24 protein-coding genes and 4 pseudogenes are annotated in these 20451 nt (G+C 69.0%); 14 read left to right on the plus strand and 14 right to left on the minus strand.

Annotation, left to right across the window (positions count from 1 at the left end; translation table 11 throughout):
• Nucleotides 1-47: 47 nt before the first annotated feature.
• The 4 genes from ALI144C_RS22875 to ALI144C_RS22890 all read left to right on the plus strand — a co-directional run bounded on the left by ALI144C_RS22875 (nt 48) and on the right by ALI144C_RS22890 (nt 2589).
• Nucleotides 48-575, plus strand: coding sequence for an EF-hand domain-containing protein (locus ALI144C_RS22875; RefSeq protein ID WP_076989201.1), 528 nt, complete (start codon nt 48-50; stop codon nt 573-575).
• A gap of 70 nt (nt 576-645) precedes the next feature.
• Nucleotides 646-1284 (plus strand): adenosylcobinamide amidohydrolase, encoded by a 639-nt coding sequence (locus ALI144C_RS22880; RefSeq protein ID WP_202819033.1) that lies wholly within the window; start codon nt 646-648, stop codon nt 1282-1284.
• A gap of 67 nt (nt 1285-1351) precedes the next feature.
• Complete coding sequence (trxA, locus tag ALI144C_RS22885; RefSeq protein WP_076989202.1) at nt 1352-1714, plus strand: thioredoxin; 363 nt, start codon at nt 1352-1354, stop codon at nt 1712-1714.
• Between the two features lie 29 nt (nt 1715-1743).
• Nucleotides 1744-2589 (plus strand): class I SAM-dependent methyltransferase, encoded by an 846-nt coding sequence (locus ALI144C_RS22890; RefSeq protein ID WP_076989203.1) that lies wholly within the window; start codon nt 1744-1746, stop codon nt 2587-2589.
• On the opposite strand, the gene ALI144C_RS22895 is transcribed toward ALI144C_RS22890, so the two are convergent.
• The 4 genes and pseudogenes from ALI144C_RS22895 to ALI144C_RS22915 all read right to left on the minus strand — a co-directional run bounded on the left by ALI144C_RS22895 (nt 2576) and on the right by ALI144C_RS22915 (nt 6455).
• The gene (locus tag ALI144C_RS22895; RefSeq protein WP_076989204.1) at nt 2576-3133 is read right to left on the minus strand and encodes a Uma2 family endonuclease; all 558 of its coding nucleotides are present in this window, start codon (nt 3131-3133) and stop codon (nt 2576-2578) included. The two genes, ALI144C_RS22890 and ALI144C_RS22895, sit on opposite strands and share 14 nt — an antisense overlap.
• 298 nt (nt 3134-3431) lie before the next feature.
• Nucleotides 3432-5140 (minus strand): annotated as a pseudogene (locus ALI144C_RS22900) (DUF6119 family protein).
• A gap of 139 nt (nt 5141-5279) precedes the next feature.
• Nucleotides 5280-5477, minus strand: coding sequence for a three-helix bundle dimerization domain-containing protein (locus ALI144C_RS22910; protein WP_076989207.1), 198 nt, complete (start codon nt 5475-5477; stop codon nt 5280-5282).
• Nucleotides 5478-5627: 150 nt separating this feature from the next.
• Entirely contained in the window at nt 5628-6455 is an 828-nt protein-coding gene (locus tag ALI144C_RS22915) for an NAD(P)H-binding protein (protein ID WP_076989208.1), read from the minus strand.
• An 81-nt stretch (nt 6456-6536) separates the two neighbouring features.
• Between ALI144C_RS22915 and ALI144C_RS22920 the strand changes: the two genes are divergently transcribed.
• A complete protein-coding gene (locus ALI144C_RS22920; RefSeq protein ID WP_076989209.1) occupies nt 6537-7469 on the plus strand; it encodes an AraC family transcriptional regulator in 933 nt (310 codons plus the stop codon).
• Between the two features lie 69 nt (nt 7470-7538).
• On the opposite strand, the pseudogene ALI144C_RS59120 reads toward ALI144C_RS22920, so the two are convergent.
• Nucleotides 7539-7982: pseudogene (locus ALI144C_RS59120) on the minus strand (WD40 repeat domain-containing protein); the annotation flags it as partial.
• Nucleotides 7983-8112: 130 nt separating this feature from the next.
• Nucleotides 8113-8784, minus strand: a pseudogene (locus tag ALI144C_RS59125) (nSTAND1 domain-containing NTPase); the annotation flags it as partial.
• Nucleotides 8785-9053: 269 nt separating this feature from the next.
• Here ALI144C_RS59125 and ALI144C_RS56800 point away from each other — a divergent pair.
• Together ALI144C_RS56800 and ALI144C_RS22940 are read left to right on the plus strand one after the other, a co-directional pair.
• Entirely contained in the window at nt 9054-10625 is a 1572-nt protein-coding gene (locus tag ALI144C_RS56800) for a hypothetical protein (protein ID WP_202819034.1), read from the plus strand.
• A gap of 317 nt (nt 10626-10942) precedes the next feature.
• A complete protein-coding gene (locus ALI144C_RS22940; RefSeq protein ID WP_193441217.1) occupies nt 10943-11095 on the plus strand; it encodes a hypothetical protein in 153 nt (50 codons plus the stop codon).
• A gap of 45 nt (nt 11096-11140) precedes the next feature.
• Here ALI144C_RS22940 and ALI144C_RS53455 read toward each other — a convergent pair whose 3' ends face one another.
• Nucleotides 11141-11311, minus strand: a complete 171-nt coding sequence (locus ALI144C_RS53455; RefSeq protein WP_269086701.1) for an ANTAR domain-containing protein — start codon at nt 11309-11311, stop codon at nt 11141-11143.
• Nucleotides 11312-11349: 38 nt separating this feature from the next.
• Here ALI144C_RS53455 and ALI144C_RS22950 point away from each other — a divergent pair, with 38 nt between their 5' ends.
• Complete coding sequence (locus ALI144C_RS22950; RefSeq protein WP_143230802.1) at nt 11350-11832, plus strand: DUF2867 domain-containing protein; 483 nt, start codon at nt 11350-11352, stop codon at nt 11830-11832.
• A 209-nt stretch (nt 11833-12041) separates the two neighbouring features.
• Here the strand turns inward: ALI144C_RS22950 and ALI144C_RS55685 are convergent, their stop codons facing one another.
• From ALI144C_RS55685 to ALI144C_RS22960, 3 genes are read right to left on the minus strand one after another with little or no spacing between them, the layout of a single operon-like run.
• The gene (locus tag ALI144C_RS55685) at nt 12042-12215 is read right to left on the minus strand and encodes a hypothetical protein (protein ID WP_168211326.1); all 174 of its coding nucleotides are present in this window, start codon (nt 12213-12215) and stop codon (nt 12042-12044) included.
• Nucleotides 12212-12895, minus strand: a complete 684-nt coding sequence (locus ALI144C_RS22955; protein ID WP_076989214.1) for an ABC transporter ATP-binding protein — start codon at nt 12893-12895, stop codon at nt 12212-12214. Before ALI144C_RS22955 ends, ALI144C_RS55685 begins: the two co-directional genes overlap by 4 nt.
• Nucleotides 12892-13962 (minus strand): ABC transporter permease, encoded by a 1071-nt coding sequence (locus tag ALI144C_RS22960; RefSeq protein WP_076989572.1) that lies wholly within the window; start codon nt 13960-13962, stop codon nt 12892-12894. Before ALI144C_RS22960 ends, ALI144C_RS22955 begins: the two co-directional genes overlap by 4 nt.
• Nucleotides 13963-14097: 135 nt before the next feature.
• Here ALI144C_RS22960 and ALI144C_RS22965 point away from each other — a divergent pair, with 135 nt between their 5' ends.
• From ALI144C_RS22965 to ALI144C_RS22980, 4 genes are all read left to right on the plus strand, one after another.
• On the plus strand, nt 14098-15279 hold the full coding sequence (locus ALI144C_RS22965) for a sensor histidine kinase (RefSeq protein ID WP_076989215.1): 1182 nt from the start codon (nt 14098-14100) through the stop codon (nt 15277-15279).
• Nucleotides 15276-15911 (plus strand): response regulator, encoded by a 636-nt coding sequence (locus tag ALI144C_RS22970; RefSeq protein ID WP_076989216.1) that lies wholly within the window; start codon nt 15276-15278, stop codon nt 15909-15911. The genes ALI144C_RS22965 and ALI144C_RS22970 overlap by 4 nt, the downstream gene beginning before the upstream one ends.
• An 88-nt stretch (nt 15912-15999) precedes the next feature.
• Nucleotides 16000-16752 carry an ABC transporter ATP-binding protein gene (locus ALI144C_RS22975; protein WP_076989217.1) on the plus strand — a complete coding sequence of 251 codons (753 nt, stop codon included), beginning with the start codon at nt 16000-16002 and terminating at the stop codon, nt 16750-16752.
• 9 nt (nt 16753-16761) lie between these two features.
• A complete protein-coding gene (locus ALI144C_RS22980; RefSeq protein WP_076989218.1) occupies nt 16762-17523 on the plus strand; it encodes an ABC transporter permease in 762 nt (253 codons plus the stop codon).
• A 35-nt stretch (nt 17524-17558) separates the two neighbouring features.
• Here ALI144C_RS22980 and ALI144C_RS57640 read toward each other — a convergent pair whose 3' ends face one another.
• Both ALI144C_RS57640 and ALI144C_RS57645 read right to left on the minus strand, forming a co-directional pair.
• Complete coding sequence (locus ALI144C_RS57640) at nt 17559-17711, minus strand: hypothetical protein (RefSeq protein ID WP_237774269.1); 153 nt, start codon at nt 17709-17711, stop codon at nt 17559-17561.
• Nucleotides 17708-17989, minus strand: a complete 282-nt coding sequence (locus ALI144C_RS57645; protein WP_330359607.1) for an alpha/beta fold hydrolase — start codon at nt 17987-17989, stop codon at nt 17708-17710. The genes ALI144C_RS57640 and ALI144C_RS57645 overlap by 4 nt, the downstream gene beginning before the upstream one ends.
• On the opposite strand from ALI144C_RS57645, the pseudogene ALI144C_RS22990 reads away from it, so the two are divergent.
• Together ALI144C_RS22990 and ALI144C_RS22995 are read left to right on the plus strand one after the other, a co-directional pair.
• A pseudogene (locus tag ALI144C_RS22990) lies at nt 17988-18293 on the plus strand (winged helix-turn-helix transcriptional regulator); the annotation flags it as partial. The gene ALI144C_RS57645 and the pseudogene ALI144C_RS22990 overlap by 2 nt on opposite strands.
• A gap of 18 nt (nt 18294-18311) precedes the next feature.
• Nucleotides 18312-19211, plus strand: a complete 900-nt coding sequence (locus tag ALI144C_RS22995) for a S66 peptidase family protein (protein WP_237774270.1) — start codon at nt 18312-18314, stop codon at nt 19209-19211.
• Between the two features lie 13 nt (nt 19212-19224).
• Here the strand turns inward: ALI144C_RS22995 and ALI144C_RS23000 are convergent, their stop codons facing one another.
• Both ALI144C_RS23000 and ALI144C_RS23005 read right to left on the minus strand, forming a co-directional pair.
• A complete protein-coding gene (locus ALI144C_RS23000) occupies nt 19225-19662 on the minus strand; it encodes a cupin domain-containing protein (protein WP_076989219.1) in 438 nt (145 codons plus the stop codon).
• A complete protein-coding gene (locus ALI144C_RS23005; protein ID WP_076989220.1) occupies nt 19659-20357 on the minus strand; it encodes an SCO4402 family protein in 699 nt (232 codons plus the stop codon). The genes ALI144C_RS23000 and ALI144C_RS23005 overlap by 4 nt, the downstream gene beginning before the upstream one ends.
• Nucleotides 20358-20451: the final 94 nt, after the last annotated feature.

Raw genomic sequence — 20451 nt, forward strand, 5'->3', positions numbered from 1 at the left:
TGAATGGCCGACGCGCGTGCTCGGCCGTTCAGCCTACTGTCGGCGGTATGGCGAGCGACTTACAGCGGCGCAAAGTAGCGGGTGTCTTCGACGCCATGGACGTGGACGGTGACGGTTTCCTTGAGGAGCGGGACTTCCGGGCGCTGGCCGACCGGTGGACGGCACTGCGGGGCGCGGACGAGCAACGGCTGACCTCGATCATGCTGGGCTGGTGGGCCACGTTGCTCGCCGCGTCCGACCAGAACAGGGACAACAAGGTCACCATCGACGAGGTCCTGCTCGTGGTCGACCAGCTGCCCGAGATGCCCGAGACGGTGATCGCCACCGCCGACGCCATGTTCAAGGCCATCGACGCCGACGGGGACGGTTACGTCACCGCGAGCGAGTACCGCCAGATGATCGAAGCCTGGAACGGCACCGAGACCGACACCGACACGATCTTCCCCGCGCTCGACACCGACGGCGACGGACGGCTTTCCCGCGCGGAGTTCGCGACGCTGTGGTTCGAGTTCTGGGCGGGGAACAACGCCGACGCCCCCGGAACCCTGGTGTTCGGCCCGCTGGTAACCACCTGAGCGACCCATGTGGACCGCGTAAGTATTTTCCGGGGTTGGAACCCGGGAAATACTCACGAGGTGGTAGCGCGTGTTCTCCATCCTTCAGCCAGCCGTGGCCGACCAGCGTGCCAACGGATACCCGATGCTCATGTGGTCGATGCCCGAGCGCACACGCGCGATCTCGACCGGCGTGGTCGGTGGCGGGATCAACCCGTGCCGGTGGGTGGTCAACGTGCGGGTCGAGTACGAGTACCACCGCGACCCCGTCGAACACCTCACCGGACTGGCCGCCGAGTGGAACCTCACCGGCCCCGGGACCGGGCTGCTCACCGCGGCCGGGCTCACCGACTTCACCACCGGCACCGACGGCGACGCGGAATGCGTGACCACCGTCGGGCTGACACACCCGGTCCGCGCCGCCGCGCCCGAACCGAGCGTCGCCTGGTCGCCGGGCACCATCAACACCGTCTGCTGGGTGCCTGTCGGCCTGAGTGACGCGGCCCTGGTCAACACGGTGGTGACGGCCACCGAGGCCAAGGTCCAGGCCTTGCACGACGCGGGAGTGGCGGGGACCGGCACGCCCAGCGACGCCCTCGTCGTCTGTTGCCCGCAGGAAGGTGACGAGGCTTACGGTGGCCCGCGTTCGCAGTGGGGCCGACGCCTGGCCAACGCCGTCTACCAGGCGACCTTCGCCGGATCCGAGCAGTGGCTGCGCAAGGCGCGGTGACCGGTGCGGAACATCCGGGCGTGTTGCGCGGTTGAACGTGTCAGGTCCGCGAACAAAGGAGATCCCGGTGGCGACCGTGGAACTGACAGAGGACAACTTCAACGAGGTCGTGAGCGCCCCTGGCACGGTGCTCGTCGACTTCTGGGCGTCCTGGTGTGGCCCGTGCCGCATGTTCGCGCCGGTTTACGAGAGCGCGTCCGAGCAGCACGACGAGATCACGTTCGGCACCGTCGACACCGAGGCGCAGACCGCCCTCGCGCAGGCGTTCGGGATCTCCTCGATTCCCACGCTGATGGCTGTGCGCGACGGTGTGGTGGTCTACTCGCAGCCGGGAGCGCTTCCCGCGACGGAGCTGGAGAAGCTGATCGGCAAGGTCCAGGAGCTCGACATGGACGAGGTCCGCGCCTCGATCGCCGCGCAACAGGCGTAGCCGATGATCCACCCACTAGGTTCGGGTGGGTGACCGTCTACGACGCTTTGGCCGCCTTGGCCGCGGGAAACCCTGAGCAGGCAAGGCAACTACTCGACCACCCCGCGCCGCGGCACCCGTTGTTGCGGGCGGCGTTGGCGAAGTACCTCGATGGCGACGCCTCGAAGTCCGTCTACGACCAACCGGCGGCCTTCGAGGCGTTCATCGACGGCGGCGGCAACGTCCCGCTCTACCAGGCCGTCAGCGCCGCGCTGGCCGACCAGTACCGGACTCACGGCGTGAAGTCGCTCGTGGACATCGGCTGCGGCAGCGGAAAGGCCCTTGTCCCAGCGCTGGCCGAGACGCCGGTCCCGGCGGTCACCCTGGTCGAGCCGTCCCAGGCCTTGCTGGACAAGGCCCTCGCGCGGCTGGGCGACCAGCAGGTGACGGTGGCCGCGACGACCGGGGCCGCTTTCGTTGCCGGCTTGGACGCCCGGTTCGACCTGGGCGAGTCCACGTTCGCGTTGCACACCATGCCGCACGAGGACCGGTCGGACTTCCTGGCCGCGCTGCGGCCCCACGTCGGGCGGTTCGTCGTGATCGAGTTCGACGTGGCCGAGGAATGCCCGGAAGACCGGCGGCGAACCCTCGCCGACACCTTCGAACGGGGCATAGCGGAATACGGCGATGACCGCGACCTCGTCGCCCAAGGTTTCCTCATGCCCGTGCTGACCGGTCAGCTCGAGCCCGGCGCGAAGCGCAACACGTACGAACAGCCCATGCGGACATGGGTCGAGCAGTTCACCGCGTGTGGCTACCAGGACGTGCGGGCCGAGACCCTCATCGACTACTGGGCCGCGCCGTCGTTCGTGCTGACCGCGCTCAGTAAGGCGTGACGAGGTCTTCGGGTACCAGCGTCAGGGGATAGGGCTCGGTGAGGGTGATCGCGTCGGTGCCGTGCGCATCGGCTGCCAACGTGTACGCGCCGTCTTCCAGGGCATAGCAGGAGATGCTGGGCGTGCGGGGGTCGATCAGCCAGTAGTGCGGACATCCCGCGGCGGCCAGCCGCGCGGGTTTGAGGAAGCGGTCGATGTAGTCGCTCGACGGCGAGACCACCTCGACCACCAGTTCCGGTGCGCCGATGAGTGCCCGTTCGGTGAACGCTTCCCGTCTGCCGACCACCACGTCCGGGATCAGCACGGTGTCGTCGTTGATCCACACGTCCACCGGGGCGGGCAGTGCTTCACAGCCCGCCGGGCACACTCTCGCCAGCGCGGCCAGCACGCGGGCGACCGCGCGCTGGTGCAGCGGGCGCGGTGAGGGGCTCATGATCAGTGTTCCGTCGACCAGTTCATAGCGGTGACGTTCATCGGTGATCGACTCCAGATCCCGGCGGGTGAGGGGCTCGCCGTGGGAGAACGCCGGTAGTGCTGCCTCCATGCTGCCCTCACGGTGTGGGAAGACGGGAACTGTCCCCGCAAGCCTAGGGACTTACCCGGTGTATCGCGAACGCCGCAATCCGGCCTGAACGGCCCGACCACCCGGTTTCTCCGGCGAGGAGTGCTCACCGCCCGAAACCGCGGCGGCCGGGGGATGACACCGATGGCGCAAGGACCGGGCGGTGTTACGCCGGACGAGCGAAAAGTGAGAATTGTTCTCCGCGATGGCCCGAGTCATCGTCGCGGACACTCGTGATCCACTGAACGGACACCATTTCCGCGAGCACTGCCGCACGGTATCAAGGGATGACGTAGACGTGTACGGGTATTCCGTATGTCGTAAGCGTCACCCACGCCGACACGAGTGCCGAACGCGCGAAGGTGAACAGCGTGTCGGGCGTCAGCAAACGGTCTGAACGGTGTATCGCGTAGACAATGGCCGACGGCCGCCGCCCCAGCTGAGCAGCCCGTTCGGGCGACTGCGCGGCGATCAGGGCGGTGAAGTCCCGCCAGGCGACCGGATCGGTCAGCGTTTCCGCGGCGACGAGTCCTTGGGCGAACAAATGGCTCAACGGCGCCGAACCGGTTCGCGAGCTCGTGCGTTTCACGTGCACGAGCTCATTGCCGGGCCCGAGCAGATCGCAGGCCTCGAAACCACGCCGATGCGCCCGGGTGAACACCAGATTCTTGTCCATCAGCAGAAAGCGCGGATCGGTCCGCGCCACGTACCGGTTGTAGGTGTCCTCGGGCGGCGAGGGATCGTTCGGGTGAACCCGCGACTCGTTCCACGGGGGCAGCACCCAGTCAGGTGCGTGCGAGAAAGCCCGTTCGGTGACCGACCGCACATGCCGCAGATATTCGTCGCCGAGTTCGTACCATTCGCCGTCGAGCAGGACGCAGCGGGTTTCCTCGTGCTCGACCTCCGCGGCGATCCAGTGCAGCGCCGGGACGTCACCGCCCACGCTCTGACCGTGCTCGTCGTAACCGGCGATGCGGCCCATGCGCAGGGCGTCCAGGCGTCCGGTGGACAACGGGTCCAGCAGCGGGCGCGTCAGGTCGGCCAGCGTGAGATCGGCAGTGTCGATCTCGGTGCCGTTGATCCGGCCGCGGTAGTGGTCCGCGCTCGGGCCGTCGTGGTACCGGGCCGGATACGCGATCCCGACCTCGCCGACGCCGTTGCCTTCCAGAAGGGCGAGCACGCAACGCTCCAGTGCCGCGCGGCGATCGTCGTACGGCGGGATCCGGCGCACCCACGTCAACGGCCGCAGACGCGGATCGACCGCGTCGGACCGCAGAATCCGGGTGATCTCGGCCAGATCCGCGGCCAGCCCGGCGCCGTCACTGCTCAACGGCATCCGCACGCCGTCGCCGAACTCCAGGCGCAGCCGGAAGTTCTGGCGGTTGCGCATCCGGCGCACGTGCGTCAACTCGACGGGGAGCTCCGCACGGACGTAGCCGGTCAGTTGCCGCACGAACTCGGCGTGCTCACGTAGCCCGAACGCCCACAACCCTTGCCCGCCCGGCACGGAACTGCGGTCCACTCGCGACCGTGCGCTCAACGCCCACCGGGTGATCTGCCGGATCTCGTCGGGATCGAGCACGCGCACCGCGAACCGCAGCCCGAAATCCGGTCGACGCTGCTGTCGCGGATCAGCCGCCACCCCTGCCCGAACGTGACCGCGTACACCTCGTCGCCACTGTCGCTGGTACTGCGGACGAACAACGCGGCCGAGGCCGTGCGGCTGCGGAAATCCAGGTCGGTTCCGGTGAGGCTGCGCACCATCGCGCCCCACTCGACCGGGTCGTCATCGGACAGTCCGGCCACGAGCAGCGCGGGCATGCCACCGACAACCGCGTTGAGGCTGACGAATTCGTGGTCGTCGTGGACGACTTTGGGAGCCCGCAGGGAATGCAGGTCGTCACCTGCCCGCAGGCGGTACAGGCTGACTCTTCTGGTGTGCGCGAGATCGGCCAGCGAAGGGAGATGGGCCAGTGCGGTGAGATCCATGGCGAGCCTCTCGAAGCTACTTGCGAGAGTGCGCCGCACAGGTGACACCGGAGTGGACAGCCGGGCCGGGAAGGCCCAACGAAAGGTGACCGTTGAGAGTTGCCCCGCTGGTGCCGCCCAGCGGGGAGACTGTCAGATGTCAGGCCGTGTGGTCCAGTCGTGCGCGGACCGCTCGTTCGACCAAGATGGGGACGAAAGTCCGAACGGGAGCGGCGGCGAAGCGGTCGGCTTCGGCCCGCATGCACTCCCGCACGTCCTCCGCCGGGACATCGTTCTGGTAGCGGGTGATCAGGCGGTCTTCGATCTGGTCGAGGTGGATACCGTTCTGCCCTGCCATGGCCTTCGGTCCTCTCGTCGGCGCGCCTTCGGTGTCATTGGATGACGCGAAAATGACGAGAAGGTGAACGGGAGATATCTGCTCGGCCTAGTCACGTGCGGCGACCGGCGATCACGCGCTGTCAGAGCGAATGTCGTGGTTGACCCGGGTTCACCGGCCCGATGCCCACACCCCGGTGGCGGCGGTCCTCCTGGCGTACTCGCGGAACGAGCGCGGCTCACGGCCCAGCGCCTGCCGGACACCCTCGGTCGGCTTGGCGTTGCGGCCGTCGAGGACCTCGGTGAACAGGTAGGTCAGGAACCCGGCGTACTCCGGCCCGACCTCGTCGGCCAGCGCCGCCGCGAACTGCTCGGTCGTGATCCGCAGGTAGCGGACGTCACGAGCGGCCGCGACGGCGATCTCGGCGATCGCGTCGGAGAACGACAACGCCTCCGGACCGGTCAGCTCGTACAGCTTGCCGACGTGACCGGCATCGGTCAGCGCCGCCACGGCTACGTCCGCGATGTCCTCCACGTCGACGAACGGCTCGACGACGTCTCCCGCGGGCAGCATCACCGATCCGTCGAGGACCGGGTCGAGCAGGAAGCTCTCGCTGAAGTTCTGCGCGAACCAGCTCGCCCGCAGGATCGTCCAGTCCGCGCCGGACTTGCGCAGCTCCTGCTCGCTGCGCTCGGCTTCCTCCTCGCCACGGCCCGACAGCAGCACCAGGCGTGTGACGCCCAGTGAGACGGCCAGTTGGCAGAACGCGCCGATGGCGGCCGCGGCGCCAGGCGCGCCGAGGTCGGGGTAGTACGCGATGTAGGCGGCCGAGGTGCCTCGAAGCGCGGGGCCCCAGGTCTGGTCGTCCTCCCAGGTGAACGGAATCTCGGCGGATCGTGAACCGATCCGCACCGGAACGCCGAGTGCGGTCAGGCGGGCCGCGACGCGGCTGCCCGTCTTGCCGGTTCCGCCGAGGACCAGGATTGGCTGCTCTGTCATGACACCCAGTAAAGGCGAACCGGATGAGACGGGCCATGGTCGAAAATCTCGTTTCCATAAGCGTGCGTCTAAGGTGGGGGAGTGGACGCACTCGCCAACCTCCTCGACGGCCCACGCGCCCGCGGCGCGTTCCTGATGAAGGTCGTCCTCGATCCGCCGTGGAGCATCCACGTCCGTGACGAGGCCCCGCTCGCGTTGGTCACGATGGCCCGCGGCAGCGGCTGGGTCATCCCCGATGGCGACGAGCCCGTCAAGGTGAACACCGGCGACGTGGTTGTCGCCCGCGGCACCACCCCGTACATCGTCGCCAACGACCCGGCGACGCCCCCGCAGGTGGTGATCCACCCCGGCGACCGGTGCACGACGCTGCGCGGCGAACCGCTGGAGGAGAAACTGGGCCTGGGCGTGCGCACCTGGGGCGACAAACTCGACGGCGACACGATGATGCTCATCGGCACGTACCACATGTCCGGCGAGGTGAGCCGAAGACTGCTGGACGCGTTGCCGCCCATGCTGGTCGTGCCGTCGGGCACGGGGGAGTCGCCGATCATCCCGGTACTGGCCGACGAGATCGCCAAGGACGAACCGGCGCAGGCGGTGGTCCTCGACCGCCTGCTCGACCTGGTGCTCATCACGGTCCTGCGGGCGTGGTTCGCGCGGGAGGACGCCGAAACCCCGCCCTGGTACCGGGCACATGGCGATCCTGTTGTGGGGGCCGCGCTCCGGATGATCTACAACGACCCCGCACACCCGTGGACGGTGGCGTCACTGGCGGACGCGACCGGCGTCTCGCGGGCCACACTGGCCCGGCGGTTCACGGAGTTGGTGGGTGAGTCGCCGATGGCGTTCCTGACCGACTGGCGCCTCGCGCTCGCCGCCGACCTGCTGCGGGAGCCCGCGGCCACGGTCGGCTCGGTGGCGAGGAAAGTCGGGTACGGCAGCGGTTTCGCCCTGAGTGCCGCGTTCAAGCGGGTGCGTGGGGTGAGTCCGAGGGAACACCTCGCCCGTCACTGACACAGGGCCGGTTTCGGTTGTGGTTCGGCGGGGTCTGTGGAGGTTGAGGGAATGGCAGAGCTGATTGACAGCCCGGCCGATGTCGACTGTCCACAACGCTATCGTCCCGTCGGTGCTCGCTGACGCCAGCGATGCGCCGTCGGCACTCCACGCGAGCTGCTGGACGGCTTGCCCGTGCCCAGTCAGCACGGCCCAACGGGTTCGAGCCGCGACATCCCAGAGGGAGAGCTTGCCGTCCCGGTCGACCGACGCCAGCAGCGTGCCGTCGGGGTTCAGGTCGCCGAATGCCGCGAACCGCGACTCGTTCACGGTCTCGACTTGGGCGACCCGACGCGGATCCCGGAGGTCCCACACTTCCGCCCGGCCGTGGCTCGCGATGGCCACGCGCGTGCCGTCCTTGCTGAACCGCGGCGAGCCGTGCGTTCCGGCGTTGAACTCGGAGACCTGCTGCCGGGTGGCGAGGTCCCAGGTGACGACGGACATCGGTTGGTAGGTGAGCGCCTCGTGGATCATCTCGACGCCCGTGTGGTCGGCGACCAGCAATCTCGCCTCGGTCAGGCGCGCGACCACGGGCGAACGACGGGTCCTCGTCGAGTTCGTCCGTGCTGATTCGTCGTTTGGTGTCGGCGGTGCCCTCGCCGACCGTGATCATCCGCAGGTACAGGCGCCGGACTGCCTCCTGCTGGCTGGGACCCAACGTGCTGTAGACGTTTTCGGCCGTGTGTGCCACCGCGTGTTCGATTCCGCCTGCTGCCTCGTAGCCCGCCAGGGTGAGCGCCATGCCCTGGCGTCGCCGCCACGTCTCGAGCAGCGCGTGCGAGACCAGCGGGAGAATCCCGGGCTGCCCGGTCGCGTCGGCCACGATCCGCGTCACCAGGGCGGTTTCGACCTGGTACCCGTCCCGTACGGCAGGGGCGGTGATCGCCTCCCGCAATTGCTGGGCGGTGAAGGGACCGAGATGGAAATACCCGTGCCGCCGGGCGTCGACCAGGTCCGGGCTCAGCTCGGCGTGGCTGTAGAAGCCCGCGCGTATTCCCAGCACGATCCGTACCCGGCTGGTCTCGGCGGCCGCGGCGAGGAGAACGGCCTCGGTGAGCCACGCGCGTTCGCGGTGGCCGCACAACGTGACCACCTCCTCGAACTGGTCGATGACCAGCAGGAGGTCATCGGCGTCCTGACTCATCGCCTGCCTGATGCGCAGGTGCAGGTTCGTCGGGTCGGCGGTCAGGTCCGCGTGCCACGACGCGGCGGAGTCGCCGGTGAGCGCGGCCAGGTGTACCGCGCATGCCTCGGCCGGATCTGTTCCTGGCGTGATGACAACCGACCGTCACGCCCGCGGGCTTGTCCGCCGTGCCGGCCTTCGGCGCGCCGCTCGTGAACCCCGGCACGCCGATCAGCGATACGACAATTGCCACAGCCGCGACCTCTGAGGGGCACGCCGGCGAACTGCGCCAATGTCGCGACGAGCTCGAACCATGCCTCGCCGACAGATTCAGCCGGACGTGGTTGACCTTTCGGAAATCGCGTGCTCTCCGGCGCGCCCGTGGGGAAGACTGCGTTGCCGTCGAGGAGGGGGAAGCTGCGGTGACTGAATGGTTGATCAAGCGATTGCGTGCGCGCCTAGGACCGGCGTCGAACGCAACGCACGTCTACGACGACGCGCCTGCCGACATGCTCAGCCTGGAGCGAATCCACCGTGCTGTCGACCGTGCCACAACCGGCCGGACGTCCGCAGCCGATGACCTCGCGTCGTTGCTGCTCGCGATCAGCCACCGCGGGGACGCCGAACTGATCGCGGGCACGATGCGGGCCTTGATCGGGGCGAAGCCACGGTTGTGGCTCATGGTGGACGTGTCCACTCGACGGAGTCTGTGGCATGCGCCCCAATGGACCGAGGCCGTCGCCGACCGCCTGGGCGCGGGCCACGCCGGGCCGTTGGATCTGCTGCTCGCGGCGTGCCACCCGGACGGCTTTGTCAGGGAAGCCGCGCTCGACGACGACACCATGGTCGTGCTGCCGACGCTGGCCCTGCGTGCCGCGGACTGGGTGCCTGAGCTGCGGGACCGTGCCCGGCAGGTGTGCCGCCGGTACCTCAACCGCGCACCGGCGGAGGCGATCGTGTCCCTGGCACCGGTCGCACTTGCCCTGCGAGCCCGGCAAGCGGGCGCCTGGCTCGCCGACGCCATCGACGGCCTGCTGCGCGACGGTCCGCCCGAAGCAATAGCCGCCGCGTTGGCTAGCGAGGACTGGCGTGTCAGGCGAAACGCCCACGCCATCGTCCTGGGCGCCGGGCGGCTCAGCGTCGAGCAGATGGTGCACGCGGCGACCGCCGACGGCGACTTGCCCGTCCGGATCATGTGCGCGCAGGCCGCCATCCGCGCCGCGCGGGCTATGGGCGATCATGAGACCCCGCGCCGACTGCTCGGCAGCGGCACCGCGGCGGTCCGTGCCGAAGCCGTATGCGTCCTCGGCGAAGTCGGCGCAGCCATCGAAGCTCTGGACGACCGCAGTGCGCTGGTGCGCGCGACCGCGCAGACCATCGCACGTCGGGCTGGCACGGACCCGGCCGTACGGTACCGAGCACTGCTCGCCGAACAACGGCCACCCAACCCCGCGGTGATCGCGGGTCTGGGCGAGACCGGCATCGACTCGGACATCGACCTGCTACGGCCGTGGCTGGCTCACCCGTCGTCACGTGGGCGAGCCGAAACGGTACGAGCACTGCGACGGCGTGGATGCACGTCGCCGGATCTGTTGCTGCCACGGTTGACCGACGCCGTGTCCTCGGTGACACGACAGGTCACGCTGTCACTCAGCCCCCACGCGAGCAGTCTGGACGAGCGGGCCCTGCGGCCGTTGCTCGACCCGTCACAGACGCGGCACGTACGGCAGGCGGCCCACCGGCTTCTGCGTGCCCGCGACACGTGGACGCGGATCAGCGTCGACCTGCGTCTCATCAACGACCCCGAGCACGCCATCCGGGCCGACGCCCGCGCCGACCTCGCCAACTGGCTGACCCGAGACGCGGCGACCACGTACTCGTTCCCCAGCGGATCCCGGGCGGACGAGTTGTCCGCACTGGTCACCGGCGCCGAAGCGGTCCTCGGCCAGGAACAGACACGCCTCCTGCGATTCCACTTGGGACTGCCCGGTTGACCGGGGCCCGGCGTGAGCCGTCAAGGCAAGCGGATCGACTGGCGGTGGCGGAACGTGTCCCCGGGGATCCCAGCAGACTGAGTAGCAGAGCCCGCCGGGGATTGTCACGCCCCAGTTGCGGTACAGCCGTTCGTAGACGCCCTGCAGCTTCGCGCCCGCGCCGACGGAGAACGCTTCATGCTCGGAGTCGTAGTACAACAGTGGACAACAGGGAGAGGTGCCACCGCCTCGTCCGTCGAAGCTGGACTCGTTCAAACCGGTGATCGACGAAATCCCTACGCGTGGACCTGGACGCGCCGCGGAAACAGCGGCATACGGTGAAGCGGATCTTTGACCGGTTGATCGACGAGCACGCCATGGTCGACGTGTCGTATCAGGTGGTCCAGCTGCGCGGCACGATGGTGACCTGTTTCCCGTTCGCGTTGCGGCTGTCGTTCTCCGACAAGGCGGTGCACCGGGCCGTTGCGTGACCTGTTGGCGTGTGGAAACAGCCCAGCGTCCTGCCGTTCCTACGGCTACGACCTGCTGTGCGAGCTGACGTGGCCCCGTGTTACACGTCGCCGTAGGCGCTCGACCAGCAGCCGGAACGCTGCGACGGGGCCGATGTCGTGGCGGTGCATGAGGATTCCCTCGGCTATACCGATCATGTCGCGGTGTTCCGTCTGGCGCTGCTGTGCTGAGGCGATACCATGTTTCTTGGCTCACTGCGGGAGCGGAGGTGTGTGTGGTACGCCGGGTCGCGGTGCCGGGCCGGATACTCGGCATGGGGTTGTTGGACGTCGTGGATTACCAGGACTCCTATGTCGTCATCGGGTCACCGGGGCTGCGGGCAGGACGGTCCGCCGACGCGCTGGCCGCGCTGGCCTTCGGCAGCGTCCCGCGCCTGCGTGGTGTGGTCGCCGCGCTGCAGCGATGTGTGCTGCGATTGCGGCTCGATGCCTCCTCGAGCGCGCCACTGTCGGGCTGGAAGCGGTTACGTGATGAGCCCGACGAGGCTGTCTACGGCGTGGACGGCACGCTTCTGGTTCTCCGGCTCGTGGTCTCGGCGACTGCTGCCAAGATTCAGGTTTCCACGCTGGTCCGATTCGACAAACCGGCTGGCCGCCTGCTCTGGGCGGTGGCAGGTCCGGTGCATCGGGTCGTCGCGCGCGTAGTGCTCCACCGAGGGATCGACGCGGCCCGCCGGGAGAACACACGCCCTGCCTGAACCGCAGCCCAGATCCGACTGGGTCGCGTCAACGCGACCGGCCTCAGGGTGGATCGCGGAGGCCAGCACAACCGCCGCGACACCTGCGAACACCCGCCGCGACACCCTCATCGGCCCATCCCTCCATCCACAGATCAACACCCTGACCCCTCCACCTCAGCCGCCACGCCACCGCGCGCACGCGACAGCCGGGTGAACACCGACCACTACTAACGAGGGATGCCACCACAGCGCTGCGCGACCAACAGCAACGCGGCGGCCACCGCCTCGGGCAGCGTGCCGCACACCGGAACGCACAACCGCCGCGCGTGCCAGACCGCGACGAGATCGAGGTCGTGTGGCAGGTGCTGCTCAAGTCGTACACGTACGCCCGTGGCCGTCACATCGAGTGACCCCGGACGTGTAGGCGTCCGTCTTGGACTTCGGCGATCTGGTCGACCGCGGTGAGGTGGGTGCGGTCGTGGGTCACCAGGACGGTGGCGGTCGCCTGCTGGTGGGTCAGACGCGTAATGAGGTCGACGACGGCCGCTCCGCGTTCGTGGTCGAGCGCGCTCGTGGGCTCGTCGACCAGCAGGACAGTGGGGTTGTTCATCAACGCACGGGCGATGTTCACGCGTTGGCGCTGGCCGCCGGAGAGCTGGTGCGGCCGACGCCGTGCCTGAGGCGCCAGGCCGACAGTGTCGAGCAGCTCCAGAGCCCGGGTGCGCGCCTTGGCCGGGGAGCGGCCGTCGATCTGGGCCATGACCTGGAGCTGTTCGGCGGCTGTGAGAGCGGGCAGCAGGTTGGGCTGCTGGAAGACGATGCCGATCTTGTGGCGACGCAGGTCGGTGAGTTCGCCGCGGCTCATTCCTGTGGTCGTGGTGCCGTCGATGGTGACGGTGCCTGCGTCGGGAGCGATCAGGGTGGCGGCGACGGCGAGCAGGCTGGATTTCCCGGAGCCGGACGGGCCGATCACGGCGGTCAGGCTGCCTCGGGGAACGTCCAGGGTGACCTGGTCGAGTGCGGTGAGACGGGCGTCGCCGTCGGGATAGGTGAGGGTGACGCCGGTCAGGGTGAGACTCATCGGGTGCTCCCCAAGGCGGTCAGCGGGTCGACAGCAGTGATGCGGCGGATGGCGAGCGCGGCTCCCAGTGCGCCGAGCAGGACCATCACGGTGACCGGGACGACCACAGTGGAGGGTGTGAGGACGAAGGGAACAGCGGTGCCCGCGATGGCGGCGCCGAGGCCCGCTGCGAGGCCGGTGCCGACGAGGGCGCAGCCCGCGAGCAGGACGACAGCCTGGCCCAGTGCGTCCTTCAACAGCCCGGCCGTGGTGGCGCCCAGTGCCTTGAGGACGGCGATGTCACCGCTGCGCTGGATGGTCCAGACGGCGAAGAAGGCGCCGACGACCAGGGCGGAGATCACGAACAGGAAGCCGCGCATCAGCTGCAGGGAGCCGTTTTCGGAGGTGTAGGAGCCGATCGCGGACAAGGAGTCGTCCTTGGACACTGTCGTGGTGCCTACGGCGCGGTCGGTGTCGGTGATGTCGGCTTCGGAAGTGGTGGTCAGTGCGATCACGGTCGCAGTCGTGCCGCTGGTTGCCGTTCGCCAGGCTTCGAGGGTGATCCAGACGACCGGGGTGTGGCTGAAGGAAGCGTCGCCGGACACGGCGGCCACGGTCAGCTGCCGTCCGGCCAGGGTGAGGCTGTCACCGGGCTGGACTCCCAGGTCGGCGGCAGCCGTGGCGGACAGCACGGCGGAGTGCTCGTTGAGCTTGCCGCTGTCCGGGGCGAGGACGGACCCGGTCTGGACGCCGAAGGCCGACACACCGGTGCTGCGCCGGCCCGCGGTGGCCTTGGTGGTAGTGATGCCCAGCGGTTCGGCGCTGGTGACGCCGGGAGCGGTGGCCCATCGCCGCCACTGTGCCTCGGTCACCGTCGAGTCGGCGTACGACAGGCCCTGGTCGCCACTGGGGGCCGCGAAGGCGATCCGGTCGGCGGGCAAGCCGGTGATGGCGGAGGTGTTCTGCCGACCGAGGCCCGCGGTCAGTCCGGACAGCAGGCCGACCAGCAGGGTGATCAGCACGATGACGGCGCCCATCAGGGCGAACCGTCCCTTGGCGAATCTCAGGTCTCTCCAGGCGACGAACATGGTTCCCACAGTCGCCGTCGGCACCCCGGTGGGGCATCTGGCCGGGGATGGCACTTCACCAGCCGGAAGGCGGCGCGCCGGTTCCCTCTTTCGATAGAGGTGGTTCCCGTCGGCGCTCCGTAGCCTGGGTCTACTGTGAACGCCGCCGCTCCTGCCTTGACACCGACCAGCCGGGTGCTGACCTGGTGCCTGCACCTGCTGCTCATCGCCCTGCTCGTCCTGGCAGCCGCCCGGTCCACGGCCGGGGCGGTCGTCGCCGTGGCAGCGGTGTGCGGTGTGGTGTACGCGGCCGGACCGCTCCTGCCGCACGTCCGCACGTCCAGGCGGGTTGCCGCGGGGTGGCTGGGTGCCGTCAGCGCCGTGTGGCTGGTCCTGGTGGTCCTGACCGCCGACGGGGTGTGGGTCGCCTTCCCGTTGTACTTCCTCCAACTCCACCTGTTGCCGCGTCGGGTGGGCCTGGTCGCGGTGACGGCGACGGCGCTGGCAGCGGTCATCGGCTTCGCCGTGCACCAGGGTGCCTTCAGCCTGGTCGCCGCGATCGGCCCGGTGATCGGTGCTGCCGTGGCAGTCGCCGTGGTGTGGGGCTATCAGGCGCTGTACCGGGAGAGCGAGCGGCGCAGACGCCTGATCGATGAGCTCACAGCGACCCGTGCGGACCTCGCCGAGGCCCAGCACACCGCCGGGGGCCTGGCCGAACGCGAACGCCTGGCCCGCGAGATCCACGACACCCTCGCCCAGGGGCTGTCCAGCATCCAGTTGCTGCTGCGCGCAGCCGAACGGTCCCTGCCCGCGACTGCGGACAACGCTGCCCGCTACGTGGACCAGGCTCGCCAGGCCGCCGTGGACAACCTCGCCGAAGCCCGCCGCTTCGTCGCCGCCCACACCCCACCGGCCCTCGACGACACCACGCTGGCGGGCGCACTGGAACGCTTGTGCACCACCACGAGCGCCCGCCACCAGATCACCGCGCGATTCCACCTCACCGGCGACCCGGCCCCGTTGCCGACGGCCCAGGAGGTCGCACTGCTGCGTATCGCCCAGGCTGCCCTCGCCAACACCGTCCGCCACGCCGACGCCGCCAGCGTCGACGTCACCCTGAGCTACCTCGGTGACGAGATCGCGCTCGACGTCGTCGACGACGGAACCGGCTTCGACCTCGGCAGGCTTCCGGCGCCCGATCCCGGCGAGGGCGGATTCGGGCTGGCCGCCATGCGCACCCGGGCCCGAGCGCTGGGTGGCACCCTCACCGTCGAGTCAATCCCGGGCCACGGCACCGCTCTGGCCGCTCGACTGCCACGATCCGGGACTCGCCCGTGACAGACACCCCGATCCGCCTTCTCCTGGCTGACGACCACCCCGTGGTGCGCGCCGGGCTTCGCGCGGTGCTGGAGACCGAACCCGGCCTCGTCGTGGTCGCCGAGGCCGCGACGGCCGAAGCCGCCGTGGCCCGTGCCCTCGAAGGTGACATCGACGTCGTCCTGATGGACCTGCAGTTCGGCGCGGGAATGACCGGCGCCGAAGCCACCGCGGCGATCACCGCGCACCCCGATGCGCCCCGCGTTCTGATCGTCACCACCTACGACACGGACGCCGACACGCTGCCCGCCATCGAGGCGGGCGCCACCGGGTATCTGCTCAAGGACGCGCTTCCCGAAGACCTGGCAGCCGCCGTGCGCACCGCGGCGGCGGGGCGCACCACGTTGGCGCCCACCGTCGCCGACCGGCTGCTGAACCGGATGCGCATGCCGGACATCGCGTTGACCCGGCGGGAGATCGAAGTCCTCACCCTGGTGGCCGGTGGTCTGTCCAACCGGGGCATCGCGGAACGGCTGCATCTCACCGAAGGCACCGTGAAATCGCACCTTGCCCGTTGCTACACCAAACTCGGCGTCGACTCGCGCACCGCTGCCGTGGCCACCGCCACGGACCTCGGCCTGATCCGCCGATAACGAGCGCTACTCGGTGTTGCCGAGTACCGGTAGTACGTGTCACTATGTACCGGTAGTCAGTATCACCGAGTAGTTGAGGGGTGGCCGGATGACGACAGTGATCCGCGTGCAGGGCATGGAAAAGTCCTACAAGGACCTGCGGGTGCTGCGCGGCGTGGACTTCGAAGTCGCCAAGGGCAGCATCTTCGCCCTGCTGGGCTCCAACGGGGCGGGCAAGACGACCGTCGTGAAGATCCTGTCCACGTTGCTCAAGGCCGACGCGGGGACAGCGACCGTGAACGGCTTCGACGTGGCGGCACAACCGGAGAACGTACGGGAGTCCATCAGCCTCACCGGGCAGTTCGCGGCCGTCGACGAGATCCTCACCGGACGCGAGAACCTGGTGCTGGTCGCGAAACTGCGGCACCTCAAAGACCCAGGCACGATCGCGGACACCCTGCTGGGCCGGTTCTCGCTGGCCGATGCGGGCGCACGCAAGGTGTCGACGTACTCCGGTGGCATGCGCCGACGGCTCGACATCGCGATGAGCCTCATCGGCAGCCCACCGGTGATCTTCCTCGACGAGCCCACGACCGGGCTCGACCCCCAGGCCCGCATCGAGGTGTGGGACGCCGTCAGGGAACTCGCGGGTCAGGGCACGACCGTGCTGCTCACGACGCAGTACCTGGACGAGGCCGAACACCTGGCCGACCGGATCGCGATCCTGCACGAGGGCCGGATCCTCGTGCACGGCACCCTCGCCGAACTCAAGCAACTGCTCCCGCCCGCCACGGTCGAGTACGTCGAGAAACAGCCCAGTCTCGAAGACGTCTTCCTCTCCCTCGTCGGCACGAACCACTAAGGACCATCGATGCGCAAGCATTTCCTCGGTGACACAGCGGTGTTGCTGGGACGTTCCATGACGCACGTGACGCGCAGCGTCGACACCATCATCACGACGGCGATCATGCCGGTCGCCATGATGCTGCTGTTCGTCTACGTGTTCGGCGGCGCGATCAGCACCGGGTCGCCTTCGTACGTGACGTACCTGTTGCCCGGGATCCTCCTGATCACGGTCGCCTCCGGGATCTCCTACACGGCGTTCCGGCTCTTCACCGACATGAAGAGCGGGGTCTTCGAGCGATTCCACTCCATGCCGATCGCACGGTCGAGCGTCCTCTGGGCGCACGTGCTGACCTCGTTGGTGGCCAACCTGATCTCGCTCGTGGTCGTCGTCGGCGTCGCCCTGATCATGGGTTTCCGCTCCAGCGCCGGAATCCTGGCGTGGCTCGCGGTCGCGGGCATCATGATCCTGTTCACCCTGGCACTGACCTGGCTGGCCGTCATCCCCGGGCTGACCGCGAAGTCGGTGGAGGGTGCGGGAGTGTTCGCGTACCCGCTGATGTTCCTGCCGTTCCTCAGCTCGGCGTTCGTCCCGACCGGCACCATGCCCGGACCGCTCCGCGCCTTCGCCGAGAACCAGCCGGTGACGTCCATCGTCAACGCCATCCGCGCCCTGTTCACCGAATCCCCGCTCGGCAACGACATCTGGATCGCGCTCGGCTGGTGCGTCGGCATCCTCATCGTCACCTACGCGTTCGCCACGGCCGCGTACCGCCGCAAGATCGCCTAGCGGCCCAGGAATGGCGCAAGCAGGCTGAGCAGTTCTCATGGGCGGTCGAGGGGAATGATGTGCCCGCAGTCGGCGATGAGATGTCCCGTGAGGTCGTCGCTGATCGGACGCAGCTGCCGTTCCAGTGCGTCGCCGACCGGGTGGGCGACGATCGACAGGGTGGGCACGGTGAGTCGGCCACGGCTCACGGCATCGCTGATTTGACGCGCAGGCCGCTCGCGAGGAAGTCCTCGGCACCGGGAAGTGAACCCAGCAGCGACTCCATCAGCACGAGCCGCCGGACCCGGTCGGGGCGCCGCACCGCGAGCAGGAACGCGGCCGGGACGGCGGCGTCGATGGCGACCACGGCGGCGGTGGGTTCGCCGACGGCGTCGAGGAGGCCTTCGACATCGGCGGCCAGCGTGGCCGCGTCGTAGCCGTCCTGGGCGCGAGTGCTCGCGCCCAGCCCGCGCAGGTCCGGTGCGATGACCTCGTCGACAGGTGGTGAGGTCCAGGTGACTGCCCGACCGGAGCGGGGCGACCTGTTCGAACCCGCCTGCCCGACCCGTCAGCTGCTGGATCGCATCGGGACGAAATGGACCTCGATGGCGGTCAAGGCGCTCGCCGACGCCGCGCCCGCCGAGATGCGGTTCGCCGAGGTGCGGCGCCGGATGCCCGGCGTCTCGCAGAAGATGCTGTCGGTGACCCTGCGGAGCATGGTCCGCGACGGCCTCGTGGCACGCCGGGTGGAACCGACCGTGCCGCCACGCGTGCACTACCGGCTCACCGACGAGTGACAAGATCATCCTGTGCTGCTGTCGCCCCGGGTGCGTCCCGGTGATCGTGTCCGCCTGGTTTCCCCGGCCAGTTTCCCCAGCCCGGAGCTGCTCGCCGAGTCCGCCGAGGTCCTGCGCGGGTGGGGGCTGGTGGTCGAGGTCGGCGACCACGCGCTCGACCAGTGGGGTTACATGGCGGGCCGCGATGAGGACCGGCTCAGAGACCTCAACGACGCGTTCCGCGATCCCGGCGTCCGCGCGGTGTTCGCCACCCGGGGTGGCGCGGGCGCGTACCGCATCGCGGACCGCATCGACTTCGACGCTGTGCGAGCCGATCCGAAGCCGGTCGTGGGATTCAGCGACATCACGAACGTGCACCTCGCGCTCTGGCGGCACTGCCGTCTCGCCGGGATCCACGGGTTCCTGGCCGGGCGACGCTCGGCGGCCGCGACCCGGAGCCTGCTGATGAGCAGCGAACCCGTCACGCTCCACCGCGATCCGGGGGCGATGGCGGTCGCCGCCGAGGTACCCGGCACGGCCACCGGGAATCTCGTCGGCGGGCACCTGGGGACGATCGCGCACGCCGTCGGCGTGGGGTTGCCCAGTCTGGCCGGTGCGATCCTGTTCGCCGAGGCGGAACGGGCCATCGGCATCGGCCAGATCGATCGTCAGCTGACCCAGCTCATCCGCTCCGGGAGTCTGCGGGGACTGCGCGGCGTCGCACTCGGCCGTTTTCCCGGCTTCGACGACTACGTCGACCGAGGCTGGAACCTGGTCGACGTCTTCCGGGACCGGCTGGGTGCGCTGGACGTGCCGGTGCTCGGCGGCATCGACGTCGGGCACGGCTCGGAGCCGTTGTCCGTGCCGTTGGGCCCGATCGCTGTCCTGGACACGGATGCGGGGACTCTCACCGTGCAACCGGCGGTCAGGTGAGGGCTGCGCCCGCTCACTCGCCGGGCTGCTGTGGGACCTCGACCGGGGCCCACAGGCTGGGCAGGTTGACCACGATGCCCTCCTGGCTGCTGCGCGAAATGATCACCACGGCGGGTTCGCCCGTGGGATTCTCCTCGCGGTGCGGCACGTAGGGCGGGACGAAGATGTAGTCGCCGGGTTCGGTCTCCAGCCGGATCTCCTTGTCACCGTCGGCGAACACGAACACCGGATGGCCGGACTTGACGTAGATCGCGGTCTCCGCCTCGCCGTGGTGGTGGTCGCCGGAGTTCGTGTTCGGGCCGACGTGCGTCTCACCCATCCAGATCTTCGACGACCCGACTGTCTTGCCGGACACCGCCTCCAGCCGGGTCATCCCGGTGGTCTGGTTGGTGTCGCCCGTCAGCTCGGCGCCCCGGATGTGCCGCAACGGCTGGTGCCACTCGTCGGTCATGGTGTGCCTTCCCGGTCGTGCTGCGGTTGGGTCAGGGTGGCTGCGGCTTCTCGTGCGGCCGCGGCGACTCGTGGCCAGTGCGGATGGCGGACGTAGTCGGTGTCGGACTCGGCGGGGATCGCCCGTGCGAGGTCCAGCAGCCTGTGGATGACCTCGGCCTCGGCGTGGTCGCGCAGGAGGGTGCCGATGGTGGATCCGGGGTCACCGAGGATGTCGTCGCGCAGCATCCAGCCGATCCGGTAGGTCAGGGCGTGGTTGAACCGCGGGGGATCGGTGGTCTGCCCGATGACGTCGAGCGCGTGGACGACTTCGATGCGGCGAGCCTGGTAGCGCACGCCGGTCTGCGCGTCGCTGATCCGGTTCCAGCCCCGCGCGATCTCCTCGGCCTTCTCCTTCGTCGGCCAGGCCGAGCCCAGGTGCTCGCGCACGGCGGGACTGTGGACGCCCTGGACCCGGAAATCGGTCAGGTGCCGCCGCTGCACGATCATCCGGACCAGGCCGCGGGCGCCGCGGTGCCTGCCGAGGACCTCGACCTGGTCTCCGCCGCTTCCCCAGAGCGGTTCGACCAGCCACAGTTTGGTGCCGGGGGAGAAGTGCTTCAGGCCGGCTCGCACTTCCGCACCACCAGGGCCGTGTGAGGTCAGGGGCGCCACGTTGGCGACCACGCACCACCGCACCGCGTCCTGTTCCTCCACGAGCGTGAGTATTCCGGGTCGCAGCGTCTTGACACACGGACGTCCCCGAATTCAAGATGATGTCATCATCTGGATGATCAGAACATCTGAAAGT

It is taken from the genome of Actinosynnema sp. ALI-1.44 (assembly GCF_001984155.1).
Classification (GTDB): Bacteria; Actinomycetota; Actinomycetes; order Mycobacteriales; family Pseudonocardiaceae; genus Kibdelosporangium.